The sequence below is a fragment of the Pseudomonas sp. TH07 genome, assembly GCF_016651285.1.
GTDB lineage: Bacteria > Pseudomonadota > Gammaproteobacteria > Pseudomonadales > Pseudomonadaceae > Aquipseudomonas.
The window spans coordinates 767,515-794,027 of record NZ_JAEKED010000001.1 but is presented as its reverse complement, the minus strand read 5'-3'; the positions used below and the strand labels follow the sequence as shown (position 1 = coordinate 794,027).

The following is a 26,513-nucleotide window of genomic DNA, read 5'->3' as shown; positions in this document are numbered from 1 at the left end:
GGGGGTCAGAAGTCGTATTTGAGGCTGGTCATGACATTGCGCGGTGCACCGTACACGCTCCAGTTGTCGGCGTAGGTGTAATAGGTGCGGTCGAACAGGTTGTTGACGTTAAGCGAAGCACTCAGGTGTTGGTCGATCTGGTAGCGGGCCATGAGGTTGGTCAGGGCGTAGCTGCCTTGCTGGAACTGATGCAGGTCCTGGCCGATCTTGCTCTGCCAATTGACGCCGCCGCCCACCGTCAGCTTGTCCCAGGCCCCCGGCAGGCGATAGGAGGTAAAGGTCTTGAGGCTGTGGCGCGGAATGTTGGTGACGATGCGTTCGTCATTCTGGTCGGTGCTGATGCTGTAGGCGTAGCCGGCCGAGGCTTGCCAGCCTTCGCCCAGTTCCCCGTTGAGCTCCATTTCCAGGCCCTTGGTGGTGGTGCCCTGTTCGGCGGTATAGGTATCGAATACCCCGGTAAACACCGCGAGGTTGTCCTGCTCCAGCTTGAACAGGGCCAGGCTGGCGTTGAGCTTGTCGTCGTAGAAACTGCCCTTGACCCCGACTTCGTAACCCGTGCCTTGCTGCGGCTCCAGGGGCTTGCCGCTGCTGTCTTTCACGCCGTAGGCCTGGGGATTGAAGATTTTGGTGTAGCTGCCATACAGCGACCAGGTGTCGTTCAGGTCGTAGACCAGGCCGGCATACGGCAGAAAGATGCCGTTGCGGGTTTCCTGATTGCGCGTGCTGCTGCCGTCATTGCCGTTGTTTTCGCTGCTGCGTTTCCAGTCAGTCACCCGGCCGCCGAGGATCAGTGCAGTCTGGTCGGTGACGTGCAGGCGGGTGGTCATGTAGGCCGCGTACTGGTTTTCTTCGATCACCGACTTGCCCATCTGCGTGGTGTCCGGACGGTTACCTTTGCCGTTCCAGCCGTAGATGCTGCCGATGTTGCCGTCGTAGCCGGTCCATGGACCGATCCAGCCGCCGTACTCCGGAACACTTTCCCGGTAGCGCGAGAGGGTGACCCCGGTGATCAGCTCATGTTCGCGGCCGAACAGGCTGAACGGCCCGCTGACATAGGCATCGAGGTTGTTTTCCCGGGGCGTCCCCGCCCAGCGATTGGGGAACATGTAGGCGCCAGTGCCGGTCGCCTGGTCGATCTCGCCATTCATGTAGTTGATCAGTTCGTCGAACCTGTACTCGCTGTGTCCCAGCTCGATCTTGGCACTCCAGCCGTTGTCGAACCGGTGTTCCAGCGAGGTGAAGAAGTTGCTGCGCGCCTGGTCGTAGTAGGACCAGTCCGGCGAACTGCTGGCCGAACGCTTGAAGTCGGTCTTCACGCCGTTGCTGAAATACGACTGCAAGCCGGTGCGCAGCGGCGAATCGGCGTTGCTCTTGAGGTAGCTGAAGCCCACCGACAGCAGCGTGGCCTCGCTCAGGTCGAACTCGGTGATGCCGTAGAACAACTGGTTCTGCTGCTTGTAGCGATCAACCCAGGAGTTCTGGGTCTTGTAGTCGAGCACCAGCCGACCGCGCACATTGCCGCTGTCGGTTAGCGGGCCCGATACATCCATGCCGGTGCCATAACGGTCCCAGCTTCCGGCTTCGACGGTGACGCTGGCCTGCGCCTCGGCGGTCGGGCGCTTGCGAATCATGTTGATGGTGGCCGACGGCGTGCCTGAGCCGCTGATCAGCCCCGTGGCGCCGCGTACCACTTCCACCCGGTCGTACATGGCCATGCCCTGGGAGAAGTTGGCCAGGCGCGGCGACGTGGGGATGCCGTCGATCTCGAAGTTGTTGATCTGAAACCCGCGGGACCAGTACGTGTCGTTTTCCGCGCCGACCCCGACCCGGGACACGGCAATCCCCGGCGTGGCCTCCATGACCTCGGTGAGGTTGTTCAGGCGCTGGTCATCCAGGCGCTGACGGGTGATGACGGTCAGCGATTGCGGGGTTTCTTTCTGCGTCAGGTTGAGCCGGGTCGAGCTGCTGGAGGAATAGGTGGTGTAGAGCCCGGTGCCTTCGGTGGTCGAGCCCGGGGCCTTGCCGGAAATGCTGGTGGCCCCCAGTTCCAGGGCGCCTGCGGCAGCCGGCCGGGCTTGCAGCTGATAGCGCTGGCCGCCGGTAGGCACCGCTTCCAGGCCGCTGCTGGCGAGCAGGATCTGCAGCGCCTGGTCCACCGGGTAGTGGCCCTTCAGGGCCGGCCCGGACTTGCCGGCACTCAGGCTGGCATCGCCGGCCAGGTAGATCCCGGCCTGGGATGCCAGCAGGTTCAATTGCGGTGTCAGTGGACCGGCGGGGATATCGAACGCCTGGCCCTGCGTGCGCTCGGCGCTCTGCTCGGGGGCGGCGAAGGACAGCGTGGCGGTTGCGCCCAGGGCCAGGGAGATGGCCAGCGTCAGTGGCCGCGCGCTGAAGCGCAGGGAATAAGGGGTGCGTGGTGACATGTTGTGTTCCTTGCTGATAGGGGCGCAAAGCCGTTGTCACCAGCTAAATCGAATGAGACGGCAAAACCGGAAGCTGCAAATGCGAATAATTCAAAAAAAGTTTCAACGCGGCTCCAGCGTCACCCACCACGGCAGCGTGCGCTGGATGCGGATCGGCAGCGTGCCTTCGAGCATGGCCAGGACCTGCTCGGTGTCATGCAAGGGGTAGGCCCCCATCACCCGCAGGCCGGCAATGCGCGGGTCGACACCCAGGTGGCCGCTGCGGTAGACCGCGAGTTCCTCGATGAACTGCCCGAGGCTGATGTCGTTGGCCAGTAGCAGGCCCTGGCTCCAGGCCTGGCGCTCCTGCTGCACGGGGCTGTCGGGCGCGATGTCACGGCTGTCGAAGGTCAGGCCCAGGCCGCTGTCGACGATCCGCTCGGCGCCGCTGGCCTGGCACTGCACCTGGACGGCGCCCTGGTAGACGTTGAGGCGGGTGCGTTGCGCTTCCTGGCGCACGCTGAAGCGCGTGCCCAGTGGTCGCAGGCTGCCCTGGGCCGTTTCCACCCGCAGTGGGCGCGGGTCGCTGGCGGTGCTGATGAGGATTTCGCCGCGGTACAGGCGCAGGCGGCGCTGGTTGCGGCTGAAGTCCACATCCACTGCCGTGGCGCTGTTGAGCCACAGGCGCGTGCCGTCGGCCAGCAGTTGTTCGCGCACTTCGCCGCCGGCGGTACGGTAATCGGCTTGCCAGGCCATGAGCTGGGTGCCCAGGTCGGCCTGGCGCCAGCCGCTCCAGCCGAGCAGGCTGGCACCGCCGAAGATCGTCAGGTTACGCAGCATCTGCCGCCGTGACTGCTGGCCGTGGCGCAGGCTGTCCAGGGTGCGCCCGGCCCTGTCGGCGTCCTGTTGCAGCGGGTTGAAGCGCTGGCTGACCCGCTCGACAAACACCCAGGCCTGGCGATGGCTTTCCTGTTGCTCGTGCCAATGGCGCCAGGCTTCCTGCAGTGCCGGGTCATCGGGCTGGCTGGCCAGGCGCGCAAACCAGTCGGCGGCCTGTTGCAAGGTGGCGTGGTCAGGTCGGTTGTCCATCCCTCAGTCCAGCGCCCCGTTGAGTTCCACTTCCAGCAACAGGCACTGGAACATGGCCTGGGACATGTAACTGGTGACCGTGCGCTCGCTGACCCCCAGCCGGGCGGCAATGGCCCGATAGCCCAGGCCGTGCAATTGCGCCAGCAGGAAGGCCTCGGCGACCTTGGCCGGCAAGCGTTCGAGCATGGCCTGCACCTGGTGCAGGGCTTCAAGCACCATGGCCCGGTGCTCTTCTGAGGGCGCGCAGGCTTCCGGGCGGCTGGCCAGCACCTCCATCCAGGCGCGTTCGACTTTCTGCCGCCGCCAGTAATCCACGCATACGTGCCGCGACATGGCGCTCAGGTAGGCCCGGGCATGGCTGTCGCTGGAGAACTCCCTGGGTTTGCTCAGCAAGCGCAGAAATACATCGTGGGCCAACTCGGCGGCATCGCTGCTGTTGCCGAGCTTTTTATTCAGCCAGGCGCGAATCCAGCCGTGGTGCTCCTGATAAAGCCAGCCGACATCGAGCTGAGAAGGGGGCAGGGGCATGGGGCGCGCTCCGTCGGCAGGTGCTGGGCAGGCAAAAGAAGGGAATGGGAATTGTTCTCAATGCTACGCGTTAGCGGCATGGCATGACAACCCATGCGCAAGCGGGCAAATGGCCGAATAAGCGTGAGGTATTGCGACTGCCGGCGGAATCGGTGATATCACCTTGAAATCATTGCTCCCGCTCATTGACGATTACCTCGCAAAAACCCTTTTCCCCAATTGTGTAACAGCCTGTGAGTCGATAATCTGCGGGCCTTTCCGGCGCCCTTTTTAAAGGGCCCTCTCTGACGATTCTTTGCTGCGCCGCGGATCTGGCGCCAGGGTTTTCCCATGCATGGCAGGAAGCACAACATGCGCCGGTTCTGGTCACTGCTGAGCGTCCTGCTCTGGGCGTCATGCGCGTGGTCCGAACCCTCCGCCGAACTCCAGGAACCGCTTGCCGGCTGGCGTTATTCCGGCTTGCTCGACCGCAGCGAAAACCCTCAGGTTGCTTACCCCACGCCCCCCATCGATCGCGGCATCCAGCGCAATCGGACGATGATCGAGGGCCAGATCAAGGCCATGGGGCACCTGCGGCAACCCCACAGCCTGTCGGTCAACGGCAACCCATTGAACCTGTACACCGACGAGCAGGGCCGTTTCGGCCGGCCCTATGCCTTTGGCGCGGGCTCCAACAGCGTCGAGGTGCGCAGCTCCGAGGGCAAATCCCTCAAGCGCGTGCAGTTCTACGAGGCCAACACCAGCAAGACGCCGGCGCGGATCCGCGTGGTGCTGGGGTGGGACGACCCCAAGGCCGAGCTGGACATGCACATCGTCACCCCCGACGGCCAGCATGCGTTCTTCGGCCACCCGGGCCTGACCAATGGCGGCGGCCTCGACCCGGATGGCGTCGACGGCCCCGGCCCGGAAATGTTCACCATGACCGCGCCGCTGCGTGGCACTTATCTGATTTACGTCAACTACTGGGGCAACTTCGGCAGTGGCGGCTATAACTTCGACGCGGGCAGCAATCAGAACGAAGTGATCACCTCGCAGATCAACCTGGTGCTCAACGAAAACACCGTCAACGAGAAACGCGAAACCTTTATCGTGCCCATGCGCGCGATTGGCGACCTGTTGCTGGTCAAGACTTTCAACTACTGAACATCCCGCTCCACGGATGAATTGGGCTTTGCGAATCATGAGCGAAAACACTGCTTCCCCGGCTGCTGGCGTGCCAGGCACGCAACAACCCTCCAGCAAACGGCGCTGGCCGGCCCTGGCGCTTGGCCTGTGCCTGGTGGCCGCCGCAGCCGGTGGCATGGGCTGGTTTTTCCATAAATCCAAAGCCCCGGTGGCGGAACTGGCCGGGGAAAAACTCGGCCTCAGCCGACCCGATGGCCTGCTCGAAACCCACTCCCTGAGCCAACTGCCCAAGGACTTGCTGGCGGTGCCGTTCCTGCGCGAAACCCTGACCGAGGATTTCGTCTTCTATTACGAGTCCCATGCCGACCGGCTCGGCCTGATCGGCAGCCTGCGGCGGATCGTCTACGAACATGACTTGAAGCTGCAGGACAGCCTGATCGAGGAACTCTTCGACCAGCCGGCGGATGTGGCCCTGTGGCGCACCCCCGATGGCCGGCTCAAGGACTTCCTGCTGGTGATGGACCGTGGTGGCCTGGCCAAACTGCTGGAACCCCTGGCCAAGGTGGCGCTGGATGACACTCAACTGAGCAAGATCGGCGACCTGAAAGTGGCCGGCGACGACGTGGCGCTCTATCAACTGACGTTCAATGCCGGCAGGTCCCTGGTGTTCGCCTCCCATGGCGACAAGCTGGTGGTGCTGTCCAACCCCAGCAAACTCTACGACCCGGGCAGCGGCCCGAGCGACGAGCCGGGGCATGTTTCGACCACATCCCTGGAGGCCCTGCTCAAGGGTGACAAGCTGTTCCCCGAAGCCTTCGGCCTGCAAGCGCGCACGCCCGAGATCAAGCAGCGGCTGACGGTCAATGCCAGCGTGCTGGCCATGGGGTACCAGCGGTTCATTCCGAACTTCGCCGGCCTGCGCTTTGATATGGACGAGCAGGGCTGGCACAGCTTCCTGGCCATGGAAGAGCAGGAAAACCAGCCGGACTTCGACTTCAAGCCGATCTGGCAAGCCATGCCCATGGGCGCCAGTGCCTGCGTGGCCTTGCCGCTCGCGGCCGAGCAGCAGCAACCATTGCTGGTGAAGCTGGGCGCCGAGGCCTCGGTGGCCAAGGCCCTGACCGAGCACATGGCCGGTGCGGCCGGGTTGTGCTGGTATGCCGATTCGCGGTTGTACACGCCGCTGCTGGTGGCCAGTCTCAAGGACCAGGACAGTGCCAAGCTTGACGCTGAACTGGGTACGTTGTTCGGCTCGATGGTCGGCGCCAACGAACCCAACGTGCCGGAGCGGATTTTCCCGGTGACCGAGCAGCAGAAGGGCGACAGCCACCAGTGGCAGCGCCAGGTCAGTTCCAACTTCGGGCAGTACTCGGCCCGGGACGCCAAGGACCCCCAGGCCATTTCCGGCAGGGCCTTCCTCCAGGTCAGCCTGGCGCGGCACGGTTCGACCCTGCTGTTCTCCCTTGACGACAAGCTGGTGGACAAGGCCCTGGGCACCCTCGACAAACGCTTCCCGCCCCTGGCTGACATTGTGCCCAAGGACGCGCTGGTGCCGGTCTACCTCGGCCCGGATTCCCTGGCGCAACTGATGCAGCAGGAAACCTTCGACAGCCTGCCGCAAGACATGGAGCCGGTGTTCAACAACGCCGCGCAAACCTACCTGGTGCCTAAGCTGCGCAAGCTCGGCAGCTACGGCAAGTACGCCCTGACCCTGCCCGAGGGCAGCGAGCCGGATGGCCATTGGCAATGGCTGCCCCTGCAATGGCGTGCGCTGTGATCGCGTTGCGCAGGAGCCTGGGCGGTTTTGGCTGGCTGGCGCTGTGGCTGCTGGGCAGTGCGGCCCAGGCGGCACCGGCACCGGCGCCGGCCTTGGACGCCCAGCAGTCCCAGGTGTTTCGCGCCTGGTTCGTGCGCATTGCCCAGGAACAGCTGACCCAGGGCCCGAGCCCGCGCTGGTATCAGCAGGACTGTGCCGGGCTGGTGCGTTTTGCCGCAAACGAAGCGCTCAAGGTGCATGACGGCAAATGGCTGCGCAGCAATGGCATCTCCAACCGCTACCTGCCGCCCGAGCTGGAATTGAGCGCGGCGCAACGCAGCCTGGCCCAGCAATGGCAGCAGGGCGGCGGCAAGGTCGGCCCTTACGTCAATGCGATCAAGCTGATCCAGTTCAACAGCCATTTGGTTGGCCGCGACCTGGCCCAGGCGCGTCCCGGCGACCTGATGTTTTTCGATCAGGGCGACGACCAGCACCTGATGATCTGGATGGGCCGCAACATCGCCTATCACACCGGCACCACCACCCCCACCGACAACGGCATGCGCTCGGCTAGCGTGCAGCAACTGATGACATGGAAGGACACCCGATGGATACCCGACTCAGCCAACCCCAACTTCATCGGCGTCTATCGACTGAACTTCCTCACCCAATGAGCGAATCGCGTATGCCCCGTTTCCTGTTTCGCCTGAGCCTGTTGCTGGCCCTTTGCGTGCCGGTGTCCCTGGCCAATGCTGAAGACACGGTGTTGTCCAGCAACTACGCGCCGGTGTCCGGCGAGAGCTTCTTCCTGCTGGCCGACAGCAGCTTTGCCAGCGACGAGCAGGCCATGGTGCGCCTCGAAGCACCGGGCCGCGATTACCGGCGCTACCGCATGGAGCCGTACGGCGGCGCGGACATCCGGGTGTACCGGATCAATCAGCCGCTGGACTTTCTCAAGCGCCAGAAAAACCTGCACCGGGTGGTCAGTGATGGCCAGTTCAAGGGCGAAGGCCTGTCCAACACCACCGCCTACCTGTGGGACAACTGGTACCGCAAGTCACGTCGGGTGATGCAGCGCGCGTTCTCCTACGAGTCGCGCAAGCAGGTGATCGACGAAGTGCCGGAATTGCGCATGGGCAACTCGATGCTGGTGCCGACCAAGTTTGATGCGCCGCCGCAATTCGCCTTGATCAAGGGCCTGCCGCTGGTGACTCAGTTCCGCTACCCGCTGTGGGAAGCCAAGCCGATCCAGCCACCGGCCGGGGTCAACCTGGCGGGTTCCTCCAGCGAGTTCGTCAGCGTCGCGCCGGGTAACGTCTATATCCCGCTGGGCAACCTCAAGCCGGGCCTGTACCTGGTGGAAGCGCTGGTGGGCAAGTACCGGGCGACCACCATGGTCTTTGTTTCCAACACCGTGGCCGTGAGCAAGATCGCCGGTGACGAGCTGCTGGTCTGGGCCGCGCGCAAGCATGAAGGCAGCTCGGTGCCCAAGGTCAATGTGCTGTGGACCGACGGCCTGGGCGTGATGAGCAGCGGTGCCACCGATGCCGATGGCCTGCTGCGCCTGAAGCACGTCAGCCCGGAACGCTCCTACGTGATTGGCGAGGACGAAGAGGGCGGGGTGTTTGTCTCGGAAAACTTCTACTACGACAGCGAAATCTACGACACCAAGCTCTATGCCTTTACCGATCGGCCGCTGTACCGGCCGGGGGATTGGGTATCGCTGAAAATCGTCGGCCGTGAATTCAAGAACGCCCGTGATTCGGTGCAGCCCGGTGCCTCGCCGGTCAATGTCACGGTGCTCGATGCCATGGGCACCGCCCTGCAGTCCCTGAGTTTGAACCTGGACTCCAAGGCCGGCACCCAAGGCCGCTTCCAGCTGCCGGACAATGCCGTGGCCGGCGGTTATGAACTGCGTTTCAGCTACAAGGATCAGGTCTACAGCAGCGCCTTCCGCGTGGCCGAATACATCAAGCCGCACTTTGAAATCTCCCTGGCCCTGGCCAAGCAGGACTTCAAGACCAACGAGCCGATCAAGGGCAGCCTGGTGCTGCTGTACCCGGACGGCAAGCCGGTGGCCAATGCCAAGGTGGAACTGGGCCTGCGCTCCCAGCAGCTGTCGATGGTGGACAACGAATTGCAGTACATGGGCCAGTTCCCGATCGAGCTGACCAGCACCGAACTGACCACTGACGCCAAAGGCACCGCGACCCTCGACCTGCCGGCCGCCACCAAGCCGAGCCGCTACATGCTCACGGTGTTTGCCAGCGATGGTGCGGCGTACCGGGTCAAGACCACCAAGGAAATCCTCATCGAGCGTGGCGCGGCCAGCTTCAGCCTGAGTGCGCCCCAGCGTTTCAGCGCGGTGGGCGAGAAGGTGCAGTTCAGCTACGCCAGCGAAAGCAGCACCGAACAAGGCAAGAACCTCAAGCCCAACCGCTACAGCTGGGTGCGCCTGGAAGACCAGAGCACCGGCGAAGGCAAGCTGGCCGCGGCGGACAAGGGCTTTGCCCTGAGCTTCGAGCGTCCGGGCACCTACAACCTGACCCTGAAAGACGAGCACGATCGCGTCCTGGGCGGCACCGGCCATGCGGTCACCGGCGACGGCGTCAAATCGGTGCCGGGCACCGTGGAAATCGTCCTCGACAAGCCGGAGTACAAGGCCGGCGATGAAGCGCTGGCGCTGATCACTTTCCCCGAGCCGGTCAACGACGCACTGCTGTCGCTGGAGCGGGACAAGGTCGAGTCCACCGCGCTGCTGTCCAAGGGCGGCGACTGGCTCAAGGTGGAAAAACTCAGCCCAACCCAGTACCGCGCGCGGGTCCCGGTCAAAGGCAACTTTGCGCCGAACCTGACCTTTTCCGTGCTCTACACCAAGGGTGGCGAATACAGCTTCCAGAACGCCGGGATCAAGGTCATCACGCCGCAGATCGACGTGGCGGTGGCGACGGACAAAGACAGCTACCAGCCCGGCGAAACCGTAACCGTGGACCTCAGCACCCAGTTCGCCGGCAAGCCGATCCCGGCGCACCTGACGGTGAGCGTGGTCGACGAAATGGTCTACGCGCTGCAACCGGAAGTGGCCCCGACCATCGACCAGTTCTTCTACCACCCGCGCCGCAACAACGTGCGCACCAGCGCCAGCCTGTCGTTTATCAGTTATGACGTGGCGTTGCCGGGCACCCCGGCGGCACCGGGCAAGGCCAACCGCAGCGAGCGTGGGGTCAAGGTCCTGGAGCGGCCGCGGCGCGAAGATGTCGACACCGCCGCCTGGCAGCCGGAGCTGCTGACCGATGCCAGCGGCAAGGTCCGTTTCACCTTCCGCATGCCGGATTCCCTGACCCGCTGGCGCATCACCGCGCGCGCCATTGCCGATGACGGCCAGGTCGGGCAGAAGAAGCAGTTCGTGCGTTCCGACAAGGCGCTGTACCTGAAGTGGAGCGGGCCGACCCGTTTCCGCAGCGGTGATCATCCGGAGCTTGGGGTCTTTGCCTTCAGCCAGGCCGAGCAACCGGTCAAGGCCGAACTGGTGATCCATTACGCCGGAGAAACACAGCGCCTGCCCCTGACCCTGAACAAGGGCATCAACTACGTGGCCCTGCCGGCCATCGCCGTGGGTAATGGCGATTGGACCGCTGAGCTGGTGCAGGGCGGCAAAGCCGTGGACACACTGGCGGTGCGCCTGAGCAGCGACGCTGCCGGCTGGCAAGTGGCGCAGACCCAGAGCTTGGACGTGACCAACGGCGATACGCCGCTGAACCTGCCGGCTGACGCCAGCAACCTGCGCCTGCACCTGGACGACAGCCCGCAAGCCTTGTTCCGCTCAGTGCTGGACGACCTGCTGGGTTACCCCTACGGCGGTGTCGAGCAGACCGCCAGCCAACTGCTGCCCCTGAGCGTGGCGTACCCGGCGTTGTCCGCCAACCCGCAGGTCCGCGATCGCTTGCGCCTGATGCTGCAAAACAGCCGCTTGCGCCTGGTGCAGATGGCCGGTCCCGAAGCCACCTTCACCTGGTGGGGTGGCGACGCCGATGCCGACGCCTTCCTCACCGCCTACGCCTATTACGCCGACTGGCACGCAAGCAAGGTGCTGCAACTGAACCTGCCGCCGGAGCATTGGCAGCGGGTGCTGGAGGTCTACTCCAAAGAGGCCGGCAACACCCCGCTGCTGCAACGGGCGCTGATCCTGTCGTTCGCCCGGCAGATGCAGTTGCCGGTCAACACCCTGGTCAGCGGCCTGATGGATGACCTGGCCAAGGCCGGTGCCGGTTATGCCGACGAAGAGCGCGACGGCGACGACAGCCTGGTGATGAATGATCCGGACTCGGCCCTTGGCCTGGCCAGCGCCCGGGTGCTGGCCGCCGGTCTGGCCCGTGACCTCAAGGTCACGCCACCGCCGGCTTTCGCCGCGCAGCTTGAAGATGCGCGGCAACGTCTTGAAGTCAGCTCGGCGCCGTTCACCGAAGCCTTGAACCTGTCGCTGCAACCCTTCGATGCCGCTCGCGCCCAGGCCTTGCTGCAACGCCTGCGCTTGCCGCAATCGACCCTGGAGCGCGCCCTGGCCCTGACCTGGCTGCAACGCAGCGTCGAGCAGGCCGCCCCGGCAGTGGCGCTGAAACCTGGACCGGGCTGGCAACAGCAGCAGGGCGCCAGCGGTGAAACCTTCTGGCAGTGGCAAGGCCCGCAAGTGCCTGGCGTGCTGTCGCTGACCGGGGCCGAGGAGCGTCCGCTGCGGGCCTCCCTGAGCTACCTGAGCAAGCAGCCGGCTGTCGCCGCGCTGCCGGTGACCATTAGCCGCCGCCTGCTGCGTCTGGTGCCGGGAGAGGAGAGCTTCACCTTCAAGCTGGAAGCGGTGGGCAACAAGCCGATTGCCAGTGATGGCCTGTACCTGGACGAGGTGATCATCGCCAACCAGGGTGGCAAGCCGCTGCCTTACGGCATGCTCGAAGTGCCGCTGCCACCGGGCGCCGATGTCGAGCGCACCACCTGGGGCATCAAGCTGGCGGGGCTGGCCGGTGCCGAGGCGTCGTCCCTGGAGAAGGCTCGTTTCGAACCGGGGCAGATGGCCTATGCCGTGCCGCTGGAAGTGCTGGGCGAAAAAAGCGAAGTGCGCCTGCGGCACCTGATCCGCTTCTCGCAAAAGGGCCAATTCAATCTGCCGGCGGCGCGTTACTTCCAGGTTTATGCGCCCGAGCATCAGGCGGCGGAGCAGAAGCCGGCGCTGGGTCAGGTCACGGTCAAATAACATGACACGGCGTTTGGCCTGGCTGTGGTTGTGCTTGATCCCGGTGCTGGCAACAGCCCAGGACGAGCCGCTGCGCCTGGCCTGGAAAACCGCCCAGGGCGATGAGCTGCTGCACCTGAGTCAGGCTCAGGTGCTGGCGCGCGAGCCTTTGCCGGCCAGCCTGCAGGCACCGTTGGGCAGCCTGTGGAAGCTGTTCGTCTACGCCTGGCTGGCGGACACCGGTGCCCAGGAGCCGGCTTATGCCTGCCAGGGCCAGTCCAAGGAGGAAGTCTATTGCTGCACCGCCGGCGGCAGCATTGGTCGCGACCAGGCGCTGGTGCGTTCCTGCGGCTTGTATTTCGAGCCCCAGCGTTTGCAGGTGCAGGCCGATACCTGGCGCAGCTACTGGCAGGCGCGCCAGGCGCCGCCGTGGTTGCTGGACCTGAACCAGTTGCAGCCGCAGACCCGGGTGCCGGTGGCCGAACTGTTGCAGATGCTGGCCGTGCTGCCGGCCCAGGACCAGGCGCGGCGGGTACTGCTCGATGTGGTGCTGCACGCAGGTGACGGCCTGGTGGTCGGTGCCCTCGGCGGGCGCTTGCGGGTCAAGACCTGGAGTTGGCTCGGCGAGCAGGACGTGCAATCGCGCCAGGGTGGTTTTGCCGGTTGGCTGGCGGATGGCACGCCGCTTTGGGTCGGGGGCCGTGGCACCAGCCAGCGGGTGCTGAAGGACTATGCCGAGGCCCTGGCCACCGTGCTGCCGGTCAACGAGCCGCTGGATAAAGGTCGCTGCGTGGCGGTCAATCTGTTTTCCCGCTACCCGATACAACGGCTCAGCCAGAGCGGCCAGGCAATCAAGACCGGAGCCTTGCAGGGCGATTACCGGGTCGAGTTCGTCAACGGCAATCAATTGGACATCCACAGCGGCGGCGAATTGTTCTTGCAGCAGGACGCCGGCCAACCGCGCCTGGTGGCCCGCCTGGACCGTGAGGAATACGTCGCGCGGGTGTTGCAGCGCGAAGCCAGTGCGCAACCGGTCGAGGCGGCCAAGGCCCTGGCGGTGGCGATCCGCACCTACCTGCTGCAAAACGCCGGACGCAGCGGCGAGTGCCTGAGCATCGACGACAGCAGCGACCGCCAGCGCGTGGCGCCGCGTCCGGCCACTCGCGAGGCGCGGGCCGTTGCGGCCTGGACCAGCGACCTGATCCTGGCCGGGACCCAGGTTACCTACCATTCGGATCAGACCGGCGAAGACAAACTGTCCTGGCAACAGGCGGTGCAGCAAGCCCGGTCCGGCCAGCGCTACGACGCCATCCTGCTGCACGCCTACCCCAGGGCCAGCTTGAGCCGCTGGGACAACCCGGTGGCCTCCTGCGAACCCTTGCCGGCGGCCCAGGACTGGCTGCAAAACCAGCGCCGCCGTTGGCGCCAGCCCCTGGATCAGGAGATTGGCTACAACGAAGTCAACCATTTTGCGGTGTGTCGCCTGGCCTTTGGCCGGCCGTATGTCGATCGCGAGCGCCAGCGCATTTACGTGCGCGGCGTGCTGTCGCTCCAGGACCGCCTGGACCTGACCCATGAATACCTGCACCTGGCCTTTGAAGCTCATCCCAATGGCCAGGATGAAACCTACATCGAAGGGCTTGCCCGCCACCTTTTACTGGAATAGGCCATGAAACTTCCTTATCCCCCGGTCATTCTGCTGCTCTGTGGGCTGTTCACCCTGGCGCCGGCCCTGGCCGACAGCAGCATTCACCTCGACACCCCACGCGGCGGCTGGCGCACCGGCGCGGCCGATGGCGAACTGTTCGAGCAGACCGTCAATTACCCGGCCTCATCGGTCAACACCCCGGCCGGCCAGTCCGACACCGCGCGCATCAGCGGCCAGATCAAAGGCGCGCCCAAGGCCAGCGGCGAGCCGGGCAAACTGATCGTCAACGGCGTTGCCATGCCCCTCAAACTGGATGGCGAAGGGCGCTTCGATCGGCCGTTTTCCTTTACCAACGGCAGCAACAGCGTGGAAGTGCGCAGCGCCGATGGCCAGCAACGCAAGCGCGTGCAGTTTCTCAACAGTGGCGGCGGCGCCACGCCACCGAAGTTGCGGGTGCTGCTGTCCTGGGACAGCGACAACACCGACCTCGACCTGCACCTGATCACCCCAGACGGCGCTCACGTCTGGTACGGCGACCGCGTGGCGCCCAACGGTGCGGCCCTGGATGTGGACGTGACCACCGGCTACGGTCCGGAAATCTTCGCCATGCCGGCGCCGCTCAAAGGCCAGTACCTGGTGTACGTGAACTACTACGGCGGCGGTTATCGCAGCACCGACGATGACGACGAAAGCCAGTCTGACGCGTTGCAGCCGCTGACCACCGCCCAGGTCACGCTGATCACCGAGGAAGGCACGCCGAATGAAAAGACTGAGTCGTTTATCGTGCCCATGCGCGCTCCGGGTGAGCTGACGCTGGTCAAGCGCTTCAGCTACCCGTGACGGCGCCGTGCAAGGCACGCGGCTGGTGCGCGGTCCTGGCCCTGATCTGTGTGCCGGCCATGGCGGCGACGGTGGAAGTGGGCAATCAGAACGGGTGGTCCGCCTCGGCTTCAGGGCCTGCGGTGGCCGTGATGCACCTGGACGGCTGCCAATTCAGCCTGCCACTGGCTGAGCAGCAGTCCCTGACATTCGTCACTCCCCATGCCTTATTTATTGAGGCAAAGCGCGGCGATCGGGCGCGCAACCGACCCTATCTGTGGCAGGCACAAACCAATTCCGGCTATGCCTGGAGCTTCAGGAAACCCGGTGCACGCCAGGACAAATGGTTCGGCCTGATGTGCGACAGCCCGGAGTATTTCAGCTTCCAGGGGCCGTACACGCCGGACCCGGCGCAAGAATACAACCCGGCTATCGAGTCCCTGCGCCAGGACAGCGAACACAAATGTCCGGCCACCCTCACCGGACACGGCTGGGTCCCGAGCCCCCAGGCCGGCCCGGCCAACAGCTATGTGTTCAAGCCCCTGCAAGGGGCCAACTGGAGTGGCTTTATCTTCGGTTTTCGCAACCCGGGCCGGGACAGCTTCGGCCGTGTCAGCTTTTGCCTGGTGCACGGCGATAACGTGCTGCTGGGCGCCGCGGAAAACGATCCACAGCCTCTGGAACTGAGCCCGCGGACCTTGGCCGAGATCACCGCTATCGTGTCCTCGATCACCTTTCCCTGAATCAGTGCGTGCGCTGGCAGGGCGCCAGCGTGATTTATTGCCGCAAGACAATACGACTCGCCCGGGCTTGCTTTGCAATGAATCACCGTTCATTGGCAAGGAGATGCACATGGGGGCTTTTCAGTCGTGGTTGAAGGTGTGTGTGGTGGCCTGCGGTTGTGCCGTCACCTCGGTACTGGCCGGCGGCGCCGACGGGTTGCAACGGGTCAAGGTGGAGTTGGTGACACCGCCCCAGGTGCATCCCCATGACCAGGTGGTCAGCGGGCCGCCGAAAGTCATGCAGTTTCACATGCGTGTCGAAGAGAAAAAGATGGTCATCGACGACCAGGGCACCACGCTGCAAGCCATGACCTTCAACGGGTCCATGCCCGGTCCGACCCTGGTGGTGCATGAGGGCGACTACGTCGAGCTGACCCTGAGCAACCCGGCCACCAACACCATGCCGCACAACATCGACTTTCATGCCGCCACCGGGGCCCTGGGCGGCGCTGCGCTGACCCAGGTGCTGCCGGGCCAGGAAGTGGTCCTGCGCTTCAAGGCCGACCGCAGCGGCACCTTTGTCTACCACTGCGCACCGGCGGGGATGGTCCCCTGGCATGTGGTCTCGGGCATGAGCGGGACCCTGATGGTGCTGCCCCGTGACGGCTTGAAAGACCCAGGCGGCAAGCCCCTGCACTATGACCGCGCCTACACCATCGGTGAGTTCGACCTGTATATCCCCAAGGATAAGGACGGGCACTACAAGGACTATCCGGACCTGGCCTCAAGCTACCAGGACACCCGCGAAGTGATGCGCACCCTGACCCCGAGCCATATCGTGTTCAACGGTCGGGTCGGCGCGCTGACCGGCGCCAACGCGCTGACCGCCAAAGTCGGCGAAAGCGTGCTGTTTATCCATTCCCAGGCCAATCGCGACAGCCGTCCACACCTGATCGGCGGCCATGGTGACTGGGTCTGGACCACCGGCAAATTCGCCAATGCCCCGCAGCGCAACCTGGAGACCTGGTTCCTTCCCGGCGGTTCGGCCCTGGCCGCGCTCTACACCTTCAAGCAACCGGGCACTTACGTGTACCTCAACCACAACCTGATCGAAGCTATGGAGCTGGGCGCCCTGGCCCAGGTCAAGGTCGAGGGGCAGTGGGACGATGACCTGATGACCCAGGTAAAAGCCCCGGGGCCGATAGCACCGGTCAAACCGTAGGTTGAGTGGAGTCTGCGCGGCTGCTGCCAGCGCACATCGGCAGCGCAGGTCGGTCGCTTCGACGACCTGCGCTCAGCCGCAATCGGTGCTTCTTTTGACGGCGGCGGCCGGTCAGTCGCTCTGGTCGGCGGTGGACAGCACGTCGTCGATCTTCCAGCAGCCCTTATCCTTGATCATCTGCACATCAAGGATCTGGGTGGTGTCCGGGGTGCTGCCCAGGGTGACCTGTTCCTTGGCGCTGGAGCCCTGGATCTGCGGCTCGCTGACCTTGATCTGGGTCAGCCATTCATCCATGTAGTCCTGGGCCTTGAGGAAGTAGTCCTCTTCCAGGCCATCGGGGCTGGCCATCTGCTTCTTGATCTTGGTGATCAGCGCGTCCGAGACATACTTCTTCATCTCCGGGACGCTGTCGGTCAGCGGATCCTTGTCCTGGCTGTAGGTTTGCAGATACCAGTTGTAAAACGCCTCGGTGACCGGCTTGGGCGAACTGGCGCAGTCCGCCAGGGCCAGTGGCTGATGCAAGGCGACGGCAGCCAGCAGCGAGCAGAAAAGCATTCTCATGGATGACCCCTTATGGATGGCGATAGATTTTGTAGTCGGGTTTCTGCACCCGATAGGAATGCCCCGGGTAGAAACCATGCAACTGCTTGAAGTCTGACACCCAGAGTTTGCCGTTGAACATCGCCATATGCCCATGGGGATGGCCGGGAATGGGCTGGATGATCACCACGTCGCCTGCTTCAGGGGCCTGGCCGGCCGGCTGCTCGACAAAACCGGCGGAGGTCAGGGATGAGCCAAAGTCCTTGGCCGAGTGCTTCCTGTGCAAAATCACGCCACCGCCGCCGGCTTCGATCGCCTGGCGGGTATAGGCCGCACAGCGCCCCGTACTGCCGGCGTGAGCATGCGAGTTCAAGTGATTGATAGCGGCTTGTTTATTCCACATTCCTTGTCATCCGAGAGTCCTTGAGAGCGGGGAGTTTATGCGGGCGATGGCACTGCCGGAAATACTGGCCAAGTGCCTTTTTATAGGGCTTTGGGGGATGGGTCACAGTTCATTCAAGCGCAATCAGCAAGATCAGGCTGGTCGCGCCCTCAGTGGGATGGGCGCAACGTTCACCTGACTCAGCCTGATTGGGCCTCCGCTACCCCCCGCGGCACCGCCTGCACCCGATTGCGACCCTGCCCCTTGGCACCATACAACGCCTGATCCGCCTGCGAGAGCAGGCGTGGCAGCTCGTACCCGGCCTCCTCACTGGTCACCACGCCGATGCTGACGCTGAGCAAGCCAGGTTCGAGCATGGTCAGCTGTGCGAAGCCGTTGCGAATGCCCTCGGCCACCGAAAGTGCGCTGGCTTGATCGGTATCTGCCAGCAGACAGGCGAATTCTTCGCCGCCAATACGGGCAAACACATCATGGGTACGCAGTTGCTGCGCCAGCACTTGGCTGAAGGCGATCAAGGCCAGGTCGCCTGTCTGGTGGCCAAAGTTGTCGTTCAGGCGCTTGAAGTGGTCCAGGTCGCACAGCAACAACGCGACCGGCACCTGACGCTGCTGACAGTCGAGCAGGGCGCGCTCGGCACCGAGCATAAACGCGCGGCGGTTGCCGATGCCGGTCAGGGCATCACACAGGGCGGCGGCCTTGAACTTGAGTTCGATCCGCTCCTTGACCATGGCCAGGGTCACGTAGGCAATGCCGATCACATACAGCATCGACTCGAACAGCATGAACGAGAAAAACGGCACCCCTTCGCCATCGCCGGTAAGCGCTTGGTCCAGTGGGAATGCCTGATCGACAACGCTGCGTACGCAATAGAAGGCGGTGTGCAGCAAGGTCAGGGTCAGCGCGGGGAGGTAAGCCACTTCCAGTTGCCGGCGGTTGCGCCAGAACTCCAGCGCGGTCAGCACGCCGTACGTCGCGGTCATAAGCGAGTAGAGGGAAACCCGAAGCTCCAGCGAGTAGTAGAAGACCGGGGTCAGGCACAGCAGAAACCAGGTGCCTGCGCCGGCGAGAATTCCCGGGACCGAGGCTTGGCGCCCATTGAACACGCGCATGGCAGTCCAGTTCAGCGCGGCGCTCAGTAGCAGGATCATATTGCCCAGCACCACCGGCAGCGGATCGATGCCCATGCCTCGCGCGCTCACCAGCACCACGCCCACGGCGGCGAGCAACATCATGCCGCACAGGTAGGCCAGCGGACGCTCGCGGGTTTCCCGACACCAGGCATGAAAGGTCAGCAACCCCATCAGGCAAAAAATGAAGACCGCGACCACGAGCAGGGTTTGGATGTGCAGCGCCATGTCCTTGGATCTCTTTCAGCATCGTGCTGAGGTTTGCCGGCAGTGGGGAGGGGCACCAGCCGGACCGCGCGCCGGTATCGACCGCCAGAAGTGTAGCGACATCCCATGCCCTGGGGAGTCTGGCAGCGGGTGTGCATTGGGGCCCTGCGCCGGCTTTTTAACAAGCGGCGGTGCAGCTCTTCAAGGAAATGTCCCACACAAGGCATTGCCCTGGTATCTGTGCATCAGCGGCGCCATAAACATGAAGGGGCCGCAGGCGTAGAACGTCGAGGTCATGCTCTGGCTGGTGTAAAGCAGCGGTTTTTCTACGCCATAGACGTTCTTGCCATAGGCAATTTCGCTGTAGGACTCACAGACCGGCAACTTGAGCGGGATCGGAATAATCACGACCAACAAGGTGGTGCCGCACCATTCGCGGGTCGAGGGCGATTTTTCCGAACGGGTAATCAGCGGTTTTTCGTTGTAAGACGTGAGCTGATCGTGGGCGCTGGATTTGCTCGTGGTTTTACTGGTGGTGTCGACCCAGGCACCCACACAGCCCGTCAGGCTCAAGGCAAGGAATACTGAAACAGGAATTTTTTTCATGACAAGCCTGGAAGAGGAAGGAGCATCAGCCCGCGGTCGTGCGTTGCGCTGAAGCGGTGGGCAATCATACGGGGCCCGTGGTGTTTTTCGAGCGACTTCGCATCTTCTTGATAGTCAGCCGTGCAATGGCTGCAGGTTGGCGCCTCTGTGGCCGGGCAAGCGCAATAGCTTGGGCGCCACAGCCGGATGTGGTGTTAAATACGCGCCCGGAAATACCCCGTGGCCAGTGTCCAGTCGGCATGCTCCTGCTGTAGCGAGCTGCGTGGGGAAGGAATCTGCTCACATTTACACGGATGGAACCCCAATGCCCACACCTGCCCCACAACCTGTGTCTTCGGGCCCGTCACGCCTGATTGTGGCCTCGTCACTGGTCGCCATTTTCGGTGTGCTGATCATGTTGCTGCGCATCGCCCAGCAAAACTACATGCTGGCCATCGGCGCGGCCTGGGTTGCCAACGGCCTGACGATGATCTTTCACGTCCTGTACTGGATGCGCTACGGCCTGTCTGGCGCTTGCAAGGCTGCGGTTATCCTGCAAATCGTGATCACCGTGGCCCCGCTGTTTTTTGGGTCGTTCGGGATGGCCCTGGTGTTTCTCATGACCGGTGGTGAGCTGCGCTTTTGGTGAGGCAGCGCCTTTTTAAGCCGTTGGCATGATGTCGAGGAGCTTATCGGGCAGGCGGGCGCGGTGCCGGGCCCCTGTTCGAGCAGAGGCGTGGCATTCAGGCGGATAAGGATGGCTTTCAAAAAGGCATTAAAAAGCCGGCTTGTGGCCGGCATTCTATAGATCCACAGCTTTCTCCATAAATCCACAAGGCCTAGATATTACGGGGTTTTACGCCTACTATCAGTCCTCAGATGTCCACAGCAAATTGCTAGAATCCGCGATTTAGGTGTGGGTCAAGGTGTGGGTCGGAACGGGAGGGCTTTATGGGCAAGCTGACAATCAAGGCAATCGAATCACTTGTCCGATCTGGATACACAGGTAAAACCAACGACGGCGATGGTTTGTATTTCCAGATCAGCAAAGCGGGCGTGTCCAGTTGGATTTTCCGCTACAAGCTTGAAGGTAAAGGTCGGGAAATGGGCCTGGGCCCTTATCCAACCATAACTCTCGCGAACGCCCGCGAACTGGCTGCAGATCAACGCAAGGTTTTGGCTGCTGGTTCTGACCCTCTGTCGGCCCGCAATGAAGAGCGAGAAGCAAGGCGCGAAACCGAGCGACAAGCGCAAACGCGTCGTGTGACCTTTGAGTCGCTGGCGACCGAATACCGGAATGCTCATGGTTCTGCATGGTCGGAAAAATGGCGTAAAGGCTGGCTACGAAAACTGGAGCTGTATGTTTTCCCCATCATCGGCAAGTTGCCTGCTGCCGAGATTCAGACCGAGCAGGTCCTGAAAGTGCTTCGCCCCATCTGGGCAACCAAGACCCGTACCGCCGACGAGGTGCGCGGACAAATCGAGCAGGTCCTAGATGCCGCCAAGGCTCACAAGCTGCGCGATGGTGACAATCCGGCACGCTGGCGCGGGCATTTGGACAGCTTGCTGAGCAAAGTGGAAAAGAAAAAAGCCCGCCAGCGCCAGCACTTCCCAGCAATGAAGTGGAAGGATGTACCGACGCTTATGGTCAGGCTGACGATGGACGATTCTCGCGCCTCTGTGGCAGCCCGCCTGCTAATCCTCACTGGCGCGCGCGCACTCATGGTCCGCTTTGCAAAATGGTCAGAGTTCGACTTAAAGGCCGGTATTTGGTCGCTGCCTGCTGAACGGATGAAAATGCGCCAAGCCTTCAATATTCCCCTGGCTCCTGAGGTAGTCGAACTGCTAAAAGCTCTGCGGTCCGACGAGGATAGCTCCTACCTTTTCCCTGGTCAGGGCAAGACTGGCGTTATGCATGCCAACGCCATCCGCAACCTGTTGCACGGCTTAGGGCATGACGACGTGACCCGTCACGGCTTCCGGTCGAGCTTCCGTGACTGGGCAAGCGAATACACTCAGTATCCTCGTGAAATCTGCGAACTGGCCTTAGCCCACGACGAACGTGACCAGACCGAGGCCGCCTACTCCCGATCCGACTTCATCGAGAAGCGCCGCGCATTGATGGCTGATTGGGCGAAATTCATTACCACTCCGCCATCGGCAAACGTCATTCAAGGCGACTTCAAGCGCGCCTGATCAAATCACGACCACTCTAGTCCGCTTGGGCGAAAAGCGGGATTGCCTATCCTGCTGACTGGTCACTACTCATGTAGGTCGCCTGTGGAGGCGCAGCAGTGGAAAAAATTGACCGAGTAAAAGACTTGCCGCTTTGGTTCGATCTGGAGAAGTACCGCCAGGCTGAAACGTTCGGGGAGAAAGAGTGGTTTGAGCAACTGGCTTATAGAAAGTGGTTGCTGATGAACAATCCGGAATACCCTGTTCGTCAGACTATAGCGCGCGCCATCGTCAAGGAAATCACCTACAAAGATGAGAGCGGTGAAATGGTACCGGACGGAGCATTATTGTTCTCCGGAGAGGTCGCTATCGATCACGCCGAAGCCATGGCTGAATGGAGAAAAGGGGTTGGGAAGGCTGCCGCCGCTTTGCGCGCTGCCCCATTTGCTGTTGAACAATTGGATCATGAATACATCAAGAAGGCGCATCCTGTAACGATCATGACCATAGGTGATCTACGCGGCGTACTGGTACAGGGGGCCATGGCGGAAAGCAGGGCTGGGAGCTCGTCCCTGTTACAAGATTACATAGATACTTTTCAGCTCGAGGAGGTCAGCCGTAAGGCTGTATACCATCGGCCCTTTGCACTTGAGTCAGTAACCAGAGCGGCAGTAATGGTTAATCTCGGTGCAACCGATGGCGAGATTAAACGAGCATTTGATGCGTGTCTCAAAGAGGTCCGAGCCAACCAGCAGGCCAAAGCCAAGCGTGAAAAACCATCTTATAAAAATTGGGCGCGTTACGGGTTGTTGCCGTATCTCGACCTACTGATCTGGTCGATGGAAACCGATACCAATATTATCGACCGGGTAATGTCTGCAGCGATAAGCGGCTATGACGCTGGTGAGGGTAATCTCCGCACTACCCTAGCCCCGTTGGCTGCCGAACTGATGAGTAGTCTGTCGGCGTTTCAAGCGCTGGTTGCTTTCGAGGCGCGGGCCAATCCAGAAGTTTTCGATGACTGAATTTTTGCACAGAGACTCAAGGATTGAGTCTTTGTGCAAACGCTCGACTGTCGAATCTCAGATCGAATTCACCCACTTTGGTCTATTCAATGTGTAGCCAGCTGCAGCACATCGCTGTGGCGTCGAGAGGAAGACGACAATGGCTGCCACTAACAGAGCAAATGCCAACCAGACCGCCGTTCAGCCCCAGCAGCGCATGATTTGGCGACTCCCTACTGTGAAGTTTGCAACGGGTTTGGGGCGTTCCAAAATCTATAATTTGATGAAAGAGGGCCGATTTCCGAAAGCCCGCCGTATCGCTGGCGCGCATGTTGTTGGCTGGGACTCGTTGGAGGTAGAGGCCTGGATTTCCGAGCAGTTGGAGTGCCAATAATGAAAAGCGGCCACTCCCTGTTGTTTCATGATGCTCTCCAAGCCATTTATGGCCCGATTGATTGTCTGCCGATGCCAGATGGCAATATCCATCGCTTCCATGTCCCTGGTGATAAGACGGGCAGTACGAACGGCTGGTATGTGCTGTTTGCCGACCGCATCGCTGCGGGCTGTTTCGGTAGCTGGAAGGCCGGTGGCGTTTACAAATGGCGCAGCCGTAAGCCCTTCAATGATCTGGAGGCACAGATGATCGCCCAGCGCTTCAAGCAGGCCCGGCAGCTGCGGGAGGCCGAGCTGCGTAAGCGTCAACAGGCGGCCACCGTCGAAGCTGTGCGCTTGTGGAATGCTGGCGCACCGGCTGATCCCGATCACCCCTATCTGACCCGCAAGGGTACTAAGCCATACACCCTGCGCCAGCGCGGCGACGTGTTGTTGGTTCCGCTGTGCCTGAATCGCCAGTTGGTTAGCCTGCAACGGATTTATCCGAACGGAGGTAAAAGTTTTCTGCGTGGCGGCATGTTTAAGGGGTGCTATTCGCCATTGGGCATCATCATCGCTGGCCAGCCGCTGTACTACTGCGAGGGCTGGGCCACTGGCGCCACCATTCATGCCGAAACTGGGGCCGCCGTGGCTTGTGCAATGAATGCTGGCAACCTCTTGGGCGTTGGCCAGCGACTACAGCGCCAACACTCAGACGCCGTGCTTATCGTCGCCGGCGACGACGACCGCCAGACCGAAGGCAACCCAGGCAGGACTGCCGCCACCATGGCCGCTGCAGCGCTGGGCTGTGGGCTGATCTTCCCGCCCTGGTCTGGTGACGAGCCACTGGAGCTTTCCGACTTCAACGATCTGCACCAATGGCGGAAGGCCAACGCATGAGCGCATCCAACATAAGCCCGCTCGTGCCCGAGGCACTGCCTGCGCCCGACCCTATCGCAATCGCCATTTCGAAGCTTAAGCAAGACCCCGGTGCCGTGTTTGAAGCTGAGGTGCTGGCGCTTCTTCGCCAAGTACGGGATACCGCCCCGGCGCGTTGGGCGCGTTACCGGCAGGCCATCAAGGAATGTGGTGTCGTGAGCATGGCCGACCTGGATAAGTTGACTAGCACCAGCAGTCCCAAAGAAACCGGCAACGCCGAGCTCTTCCCCGAGGTGATGTTTTGGCCCGACTCGGTGGACGGCGCCGCACTCTTGCACGAAGTGGCAATTGCCATCCGTGACCACGTCATTGCCGATCCGACGACAATCCATGCCGCTGCGCTGTGGGTTACCTTCACTTGGTTTATCGACGTGGTGGACGTAGCGCCCATCGCTAATATCACCGCCCCGGAAAAGCGTTGCGGGAAGACAGTGATGCTGGGTGTGTTGGCACGGCTGGTCTATCGTCCGTTGGCAGTTTCCAACATCGCCCCGGCTGCACTGTTCCGTGCCTTGGAGCTGTGGACGCCGTCCTTGATGCTTGACGAGGTGGATGCCTTCCTTGCCGCACATGAAGAAGCGCGAGGAATCCTGAATGCCGGCTTCACCCGTGACACGGCTTACGTGATTCGGTGTGTGGGCGATGATCACATGCCAACCCGCTTTAACGTGTGGGGCGCGAAGGCGCTGTGCGGCATCGGTAAAATTGCCGACACTCTCGCTGATCGCAGCATTCCGCTTCGCCTGCGTCGCAAACTGCCGGGGGAGCGTACGGTGAAGATTCGCCACGCCGATGCGCATCACTTCGCAACCTTGGCGGGCAAGCTGGCTCGCTTCGCTATCGACAACCGGGATGCAGTGCGCCTCGCCAGGCCGGCAGAGATCGAAGGTTTGAATGACCGGGCCAATGATTGCTGGGAACCGCTTCTGAAGATTGCGGAAGTCGCTGGTGGTGACTGGTTGCGCCTTGCTCGTCAGTCTGCGATCACGCTTCACGGCCTGGAGGAGGAAGCTCCGAGCGTAGATGCCGAACTGCTGAACGACATTCGTACCGCTTTCACGGAAAAGCATGCGCTCAAAATGTTCGGAGAAGACCTTCTCGCTGCATTGTTGGCTGATGAGGAAGCGCCTTGGGCAACCTGGAACCGTGGCCGTCCTATGACTCGCCGTCAGCTCACCGGTCGCGTGGAGGGTTTTGGCGTTAAGTCGAAAGACGTGCGTATCGGTGCAGTTGTTAAAAAAGGCTTCGAGCTTAGCGACTTCGAAGACGTATGGAAGCGCTACCTTCCCGCCACCACTCCCGCGGCTACCGCTACAACGCTACAGCCCAGCAATCATATGGCTTTGAGCAACTTTTCGAACGCTACACAGGTCACGTCTGTAGCGAAGCAAAACACCCTGAAAGCCAGCAGTTCCGAGGCTTGTAGCGTTGTAGCGGATGAAAAGGTGGTACAACTCGAAGATAACACTGCGGAGTACTTCTAACCGTGGCCGCCCTGGACTATTTGCGCCAGGCTGGCCTGGTCGTCGAGCTGGAGGGCAAGCGACTGCGCGTGACCCCAGCGTCGCGCATCACCGACGAGCACCGCCAGTATCTGAACAATCACCGCGTTGCGCTTCTGGCCGAATTGGAAGTCGCCAACGATCCGCAGATCGCGTCAATACCGCAGCAGAAGCAGGCGCAATATGTCATCCGCACTGCTGCCACGGCCTCATCTGAATGGCACCAGTCCCGAAACCTGTACATCGGCCATCTGATGAGCTGCCGTGCCTGTCACGCACCGACAGTTCGCTACTGTGCAACAGGGGCAGCGCTGCGCCAGCGTTATGACCACACCTCGATGGAGTCGACCTCATGAGTGAATCACTCAGTATTCCTAAGCTCGACGATGAAACGCAGTCTCAATTTCAGGCCCGTATAGCGCTCACTCCGGAGTGCCTGAGCGCCGCCGTGCTGGTCACGTGCAAGCACTTTGATGAGCCGGTTACTGAGGTCGTGGAGGAGCTCAAGCGCCAAACCGCCGCAATGAACAGCGGCGACATGACCCGTGCGGAGAACATGCTTTTGGCTCAGGCACATACCCTTGATGGGCTGTTTGCCAATCTGGCGGGTAAAGCAATGGTGGCAAATCATTTGGACCGAGTGGATAAGCTTTTGCGGCTGGCGCTCAAGGCACAGAGCCAAAGCCGCGCCACCTTGCAGACCCTGGCCGAACTCAAAGCGCCGAAGCAGATTGCCTTTGTGAAGCAGGCCAATATCGGCAATCAGGTCCAGGTGAACAACGGCACTCAAGCGTGTCTTACGCGCACGCGGAAAACCAAAAAAGTGCAGAACGAACTATTGGAGGTTGAGCATGGCGAACGGTTGGACACCCGAGCGACGAGCACGGCAGGCGGAGCTGATCCGGCAATGGCGCCCATGGGAGCAAAGCACCGGGCCGCGAAGCGCTGAGGGTAAGGCCGCTGCATCGCGCAATGCCTGGACAGGCGGGATGAGGTCGCTGCTGCGAGAGCTGGCCGAAGAGTTGCGAGCGCAGGATAAGATTCGTCACGAGATCTTGGACTGAGCAAAAGTTTCTGCAGAGTGCCTGAACTCCGCCGTGCTAATCACATCTAGGAATTTTGAT

The 26,513-nt window shown here is 62.1% G+C and carries 23 protein-coding genes; 16 read left to right on the top strand and 7 right to left on the bottom strand.

All coding sequences use genetic code 11. From position 1 onward, the window contains the following. Positions 1-5 precede the first annotated feature (5 nt). From JFU57_RS03795 to JFU57_RS03785, 3 genes are all read right to left on the bottom strand, one after another. On the bottom strand, positions 6-2,423 hold the full coding sequence (locus tag JFU57_RS03795; RefSeq protein WP_201128205.1) for a TonB-dependent siderophore receptor: 2,418 nt from the start codon (positions 2,421-2,423) through the stop codon (positions 6-8). 102 nt (positions 2,424-2,525) lie between these two features. After that, complete coding sequence (locus JFU57_RS03790) at positions 2,526-3,491, bottom strand: FecR domain-containing protein (RefSeq protein ID WP_201128203.1); 966 nt, start codon at positions 3,489-3,491, stop codon at positions 2,526-2,528. Between the two features lie 3 nt (positions 3,492-3,494). Further along, on the bottom strand, positions 3,495-4,019 hold the full coding sequence (locus tag JFU57_RS03785; protein WP_078471609.1) for a sigma-70 family RNA polymerase sigma factor: 525 nt from the start codon (positions 4,017-4,019) through the stop codon (positions 3,495-3,497). Between the two features lie 351 nt (positions 4,020-4,370). Here JFU57_RS03785 and JFU57_RS03780 point away from each other — a divergent pair, with 351 nt between their 5' ends. The 8 genes from JFU57_RS03780 (at position 4,371) to nirK (ending at position 16,535) form a co-directional block, all read left to right on the top strand. Continuing rightward, positions 4,371-5,162: a YfaP family protein gene (locus JFU57_RS03780; RefSeq protein ID WP_201128202.1), complete on the top strand. Its 792-nt coding sequence runs from the start codon at positions 4,371-4,373 to the stop codon at positions 5,160-5,162. A 37-nt stretch (positions 5,163-5,199) separates the two neighbouring features. Beyond that, the gene (locus JFU57_RS03775) at positions 5,200-6,921 is read left to right on the top strand and encodes a DUF2138 domain-containing protein (RefSeq protein ID WP_078471611.1); all 1,722 of its coding nucleotides are present in this window, start codon (positions 5,200-5,202) and stop codon (positions 6,919-6,921) included. After that, complete coding sequence (locus JFU57_RS03770) at positions 6,906-7,574, top strand: DUF1175 domain-containing protein (RefSeq protein ID WP_201132080.1); 669 nt, start codon at positions 6,906-6,908, stop codon at positions 7,572-7,574. The genes JFU57_RS03775 and JFU57_RS03770 overlap by 16 nt, the downstream gene beginning before the upstream one ends. Beyond that, positions 7,571-12,145, top strand: coding sequence for an alpha-2-macroglobulin family protein (locus JFU57_RS03765; RefSeq protein WP_201128201.1), 4,575 nt, complete (start codon positions 7,571-7,573; stop codon positions 12,143-12,145). Before JFU57_RS03770 ends, JFU57_RS03765 begins: the two co-directional genes overlap by 4 nt. 1 nt (position 12,146) lies before the next feature. Then, the gene (locus tag JFU57_RS03760) at positions 12,147-13,790 is read left to right on the top strand and encodes a DUF2300 domain-containing protein (RefSeq protein WP_201128200.1); all 1,644 of its coding nucleotides are present in this window, start codon (positions 12,147-12,149) and stop codon (positions 13,788-13,790) included. A 3-nt stretch (positions 13,791-13,793) separates the two neighbouring features. After that, entirely contained in the window at positions 13,794-14,612 is an 819-nt protein-coding gene (locus tag JFU57_RS03755; RefSeq protein WP_201128198.1) for a YfaP family protein, read from the top strand. Next, positions 14,609-15,334, top strand: coding sequence for a hypothetical protein (locus JFU57_RS03750; protein WP_201128196.1), 726 nt, complete (start codon positions 14,609-14,611; stop codon positions 15,332-15,334). The genes JFU57_RS03755 and JFU57_RS03750 overlap by 4 nt, the downstream gene beginning before the upstream one ends. A 109-nt stretch (positions 15,335-15,443) precedes the next feature. After that, entirely contained in the window at positions 15,444-16,535 is a 1,092-nt protein-coding gene (gene nirK, locus JFU57_RS03745) for a copper-containing nitrite reductase (protein ID WP_201128195.1), read from the top strand. A gap of 111 nt (positions 16,536-16,646) precedes the next feature. Here the strand turns inward: nirK and JFU57_RS03740 are convergent, their stop codons facing one another. From JFU57_RS03740 to JFU57_RS03725, 4 genes are all read right to left on the bottom strand, one after another. Then, on the bottom strand, positions 16,647-17,096 hold the full coding sequence (locus tag JFU57_RS03740; RefSeq protein WP_078471618.1) for a DUF3828 domain-containing protein: 450 nt from the start codon (positions 17,094-17,096) through the stop codon (positions 16,647-16,649). Positions 17,097-17,106: 10 nt separating this feature from the next. Then, positions 17,107-17,478, bottom strand: coding sequence for a cytoplasmic protein (locus JFU57_RS03735; protein ID WP_078471619.1), 372 nt, complete (start codon positions 17,476-17,478; stop codon positions 17,107-17,109). Between the two features lie 179 nt (positions 17,479-17,657). Further along, positions 17,658-18,833, bottom strand: coding sequence for a GGDEF domain-containing protein (locus JFU57_RS03730; protein WP_201128194.1), 1,176 nt, complete (start codon positions 18,831-18,833; stop codon positions 17,658-17,660). A 180-nt stretch (positions 18,834-19,013) separates the two neighbouring features. Further along, positions 19,014-19,418 carry a hypothetical protein gene (locus tag JFU57_RS03725; RefSeq protein ID WP_242487424.1) on the bottom strand — a complete coding sequence of 135 codons (405 nt, stop codon included), beginning with the start codon at positions 19,416-19,418 and terminating at the stop codon, positions 19,014-19,016. Positions 19,419-19,722: 304 nt separating this feature from the next. Between JFU57_RS03725 and JFU57_RS03720 the strand changes: the two genes are divergently transcribed. The 8 genes from JFU57_RS03720 to JFU57_RS33225 all read left to right on the top strand — a co-directional run bounded on the left by JFU57_RS03720 (position 19,723) and on the right by JFU57_RS33225 (position 26,338). Continuing rightward, positions 19,723-20,046, top strand: coding sequence for a hypothetical protein (locus JFU57_RS03720; RefSeq protein ID WP_201128193.1), 324 nt, complete (start codon positions 19,723-19,725; stop codon positions 20,044-20,046). A gap of 302 nt (positions 20,047-20,348) precedes the next feature. Continuing rightward, positions 20,349-21,593, top strand: a complete 1,245-nt coding sequence (locus JFU57_RS03715) for a tyrosine-type recombinase/integrase (protein ID WP_201128192.1) — start codon at positions 20,349-20,351, stop codon at positions 21,591-21,593. 98 nt (positions 21,594-21,691) lie between these two features. Continuing rightward, entirely contained in the window at positions 21,692-22,597 is a 906-nt protein-coding gene (locus tag JFU57_RS03710) for a DUF6387 family protein (RefSeq protein ID WP_201128191.1), read from the top strand. A gap of 139 nt (positions 22,598-22,736) precedes the next feature. Then, positions 22,737-22,970 carry a helix-turn-helix transcriptional regulator gene (locus tag JFU57_RS03705; RefSeq protein ID WP_201128190.1) on the top strand — a complete coding sequence of 78 codons (234 nt, stop codon included), beginning with the start codon at positions 22,737-22,739 and terminating at the stop codon, positions 22,968-22,970. After that, positions 22,970-23,848: a toprim domain-containing protein gene (locus JFU57_RS03700; protein WP_201128188.1), complete on the top strand. Its 879-nt coding sequence runs from the start codon at positions 22,970-22,972 to the stop codon at positions 23,846-23,848. Before JFU57_RS03705 ends, JFU57_RS03700 begins: the two co-directional genes overlap by 1 nt. Next, complete coding sequence (locus tag JFU57_RS03695; RefSeq protein ID WP_201128186.1) at positions 23,845-25,371, top strand: DUF3631 domain-containing protein; 1,527 nt, start codon at positions 23,845-23,847, stop codon at positions 25,369-25,371. Before JFU57_RS03700 ends, JFU57_RS03695 begins: the two co-directional genes overlap by 4 nt. Positions 25,372-25,373: 2 nt before the next feature. Continuing rightward, entirely contained in the window at positions 25,374-25,745 is a 372-nt protein-coding gene (locus JFU57_RS33185; protein ID WP_207202149.1) for a hypothetical protein, read from the top strand. Continuing rightward, positions 25,742-26,338: a hypothetical protein gene (locus tag JFU57_RS33225; protein WP_242487425.1), complete on the top strand. Its 597-nt coding sequence runs from the start codon at positions 25,742-25,744 to the stop codon at positions 26,336-26,338. Before JFU57_RS33185 ends, JFU57_RS33225 begins: the two co-directional genes overlap by 4 nt. Positions 26,339-26,513: the final 175 nt, after the last annotated feature.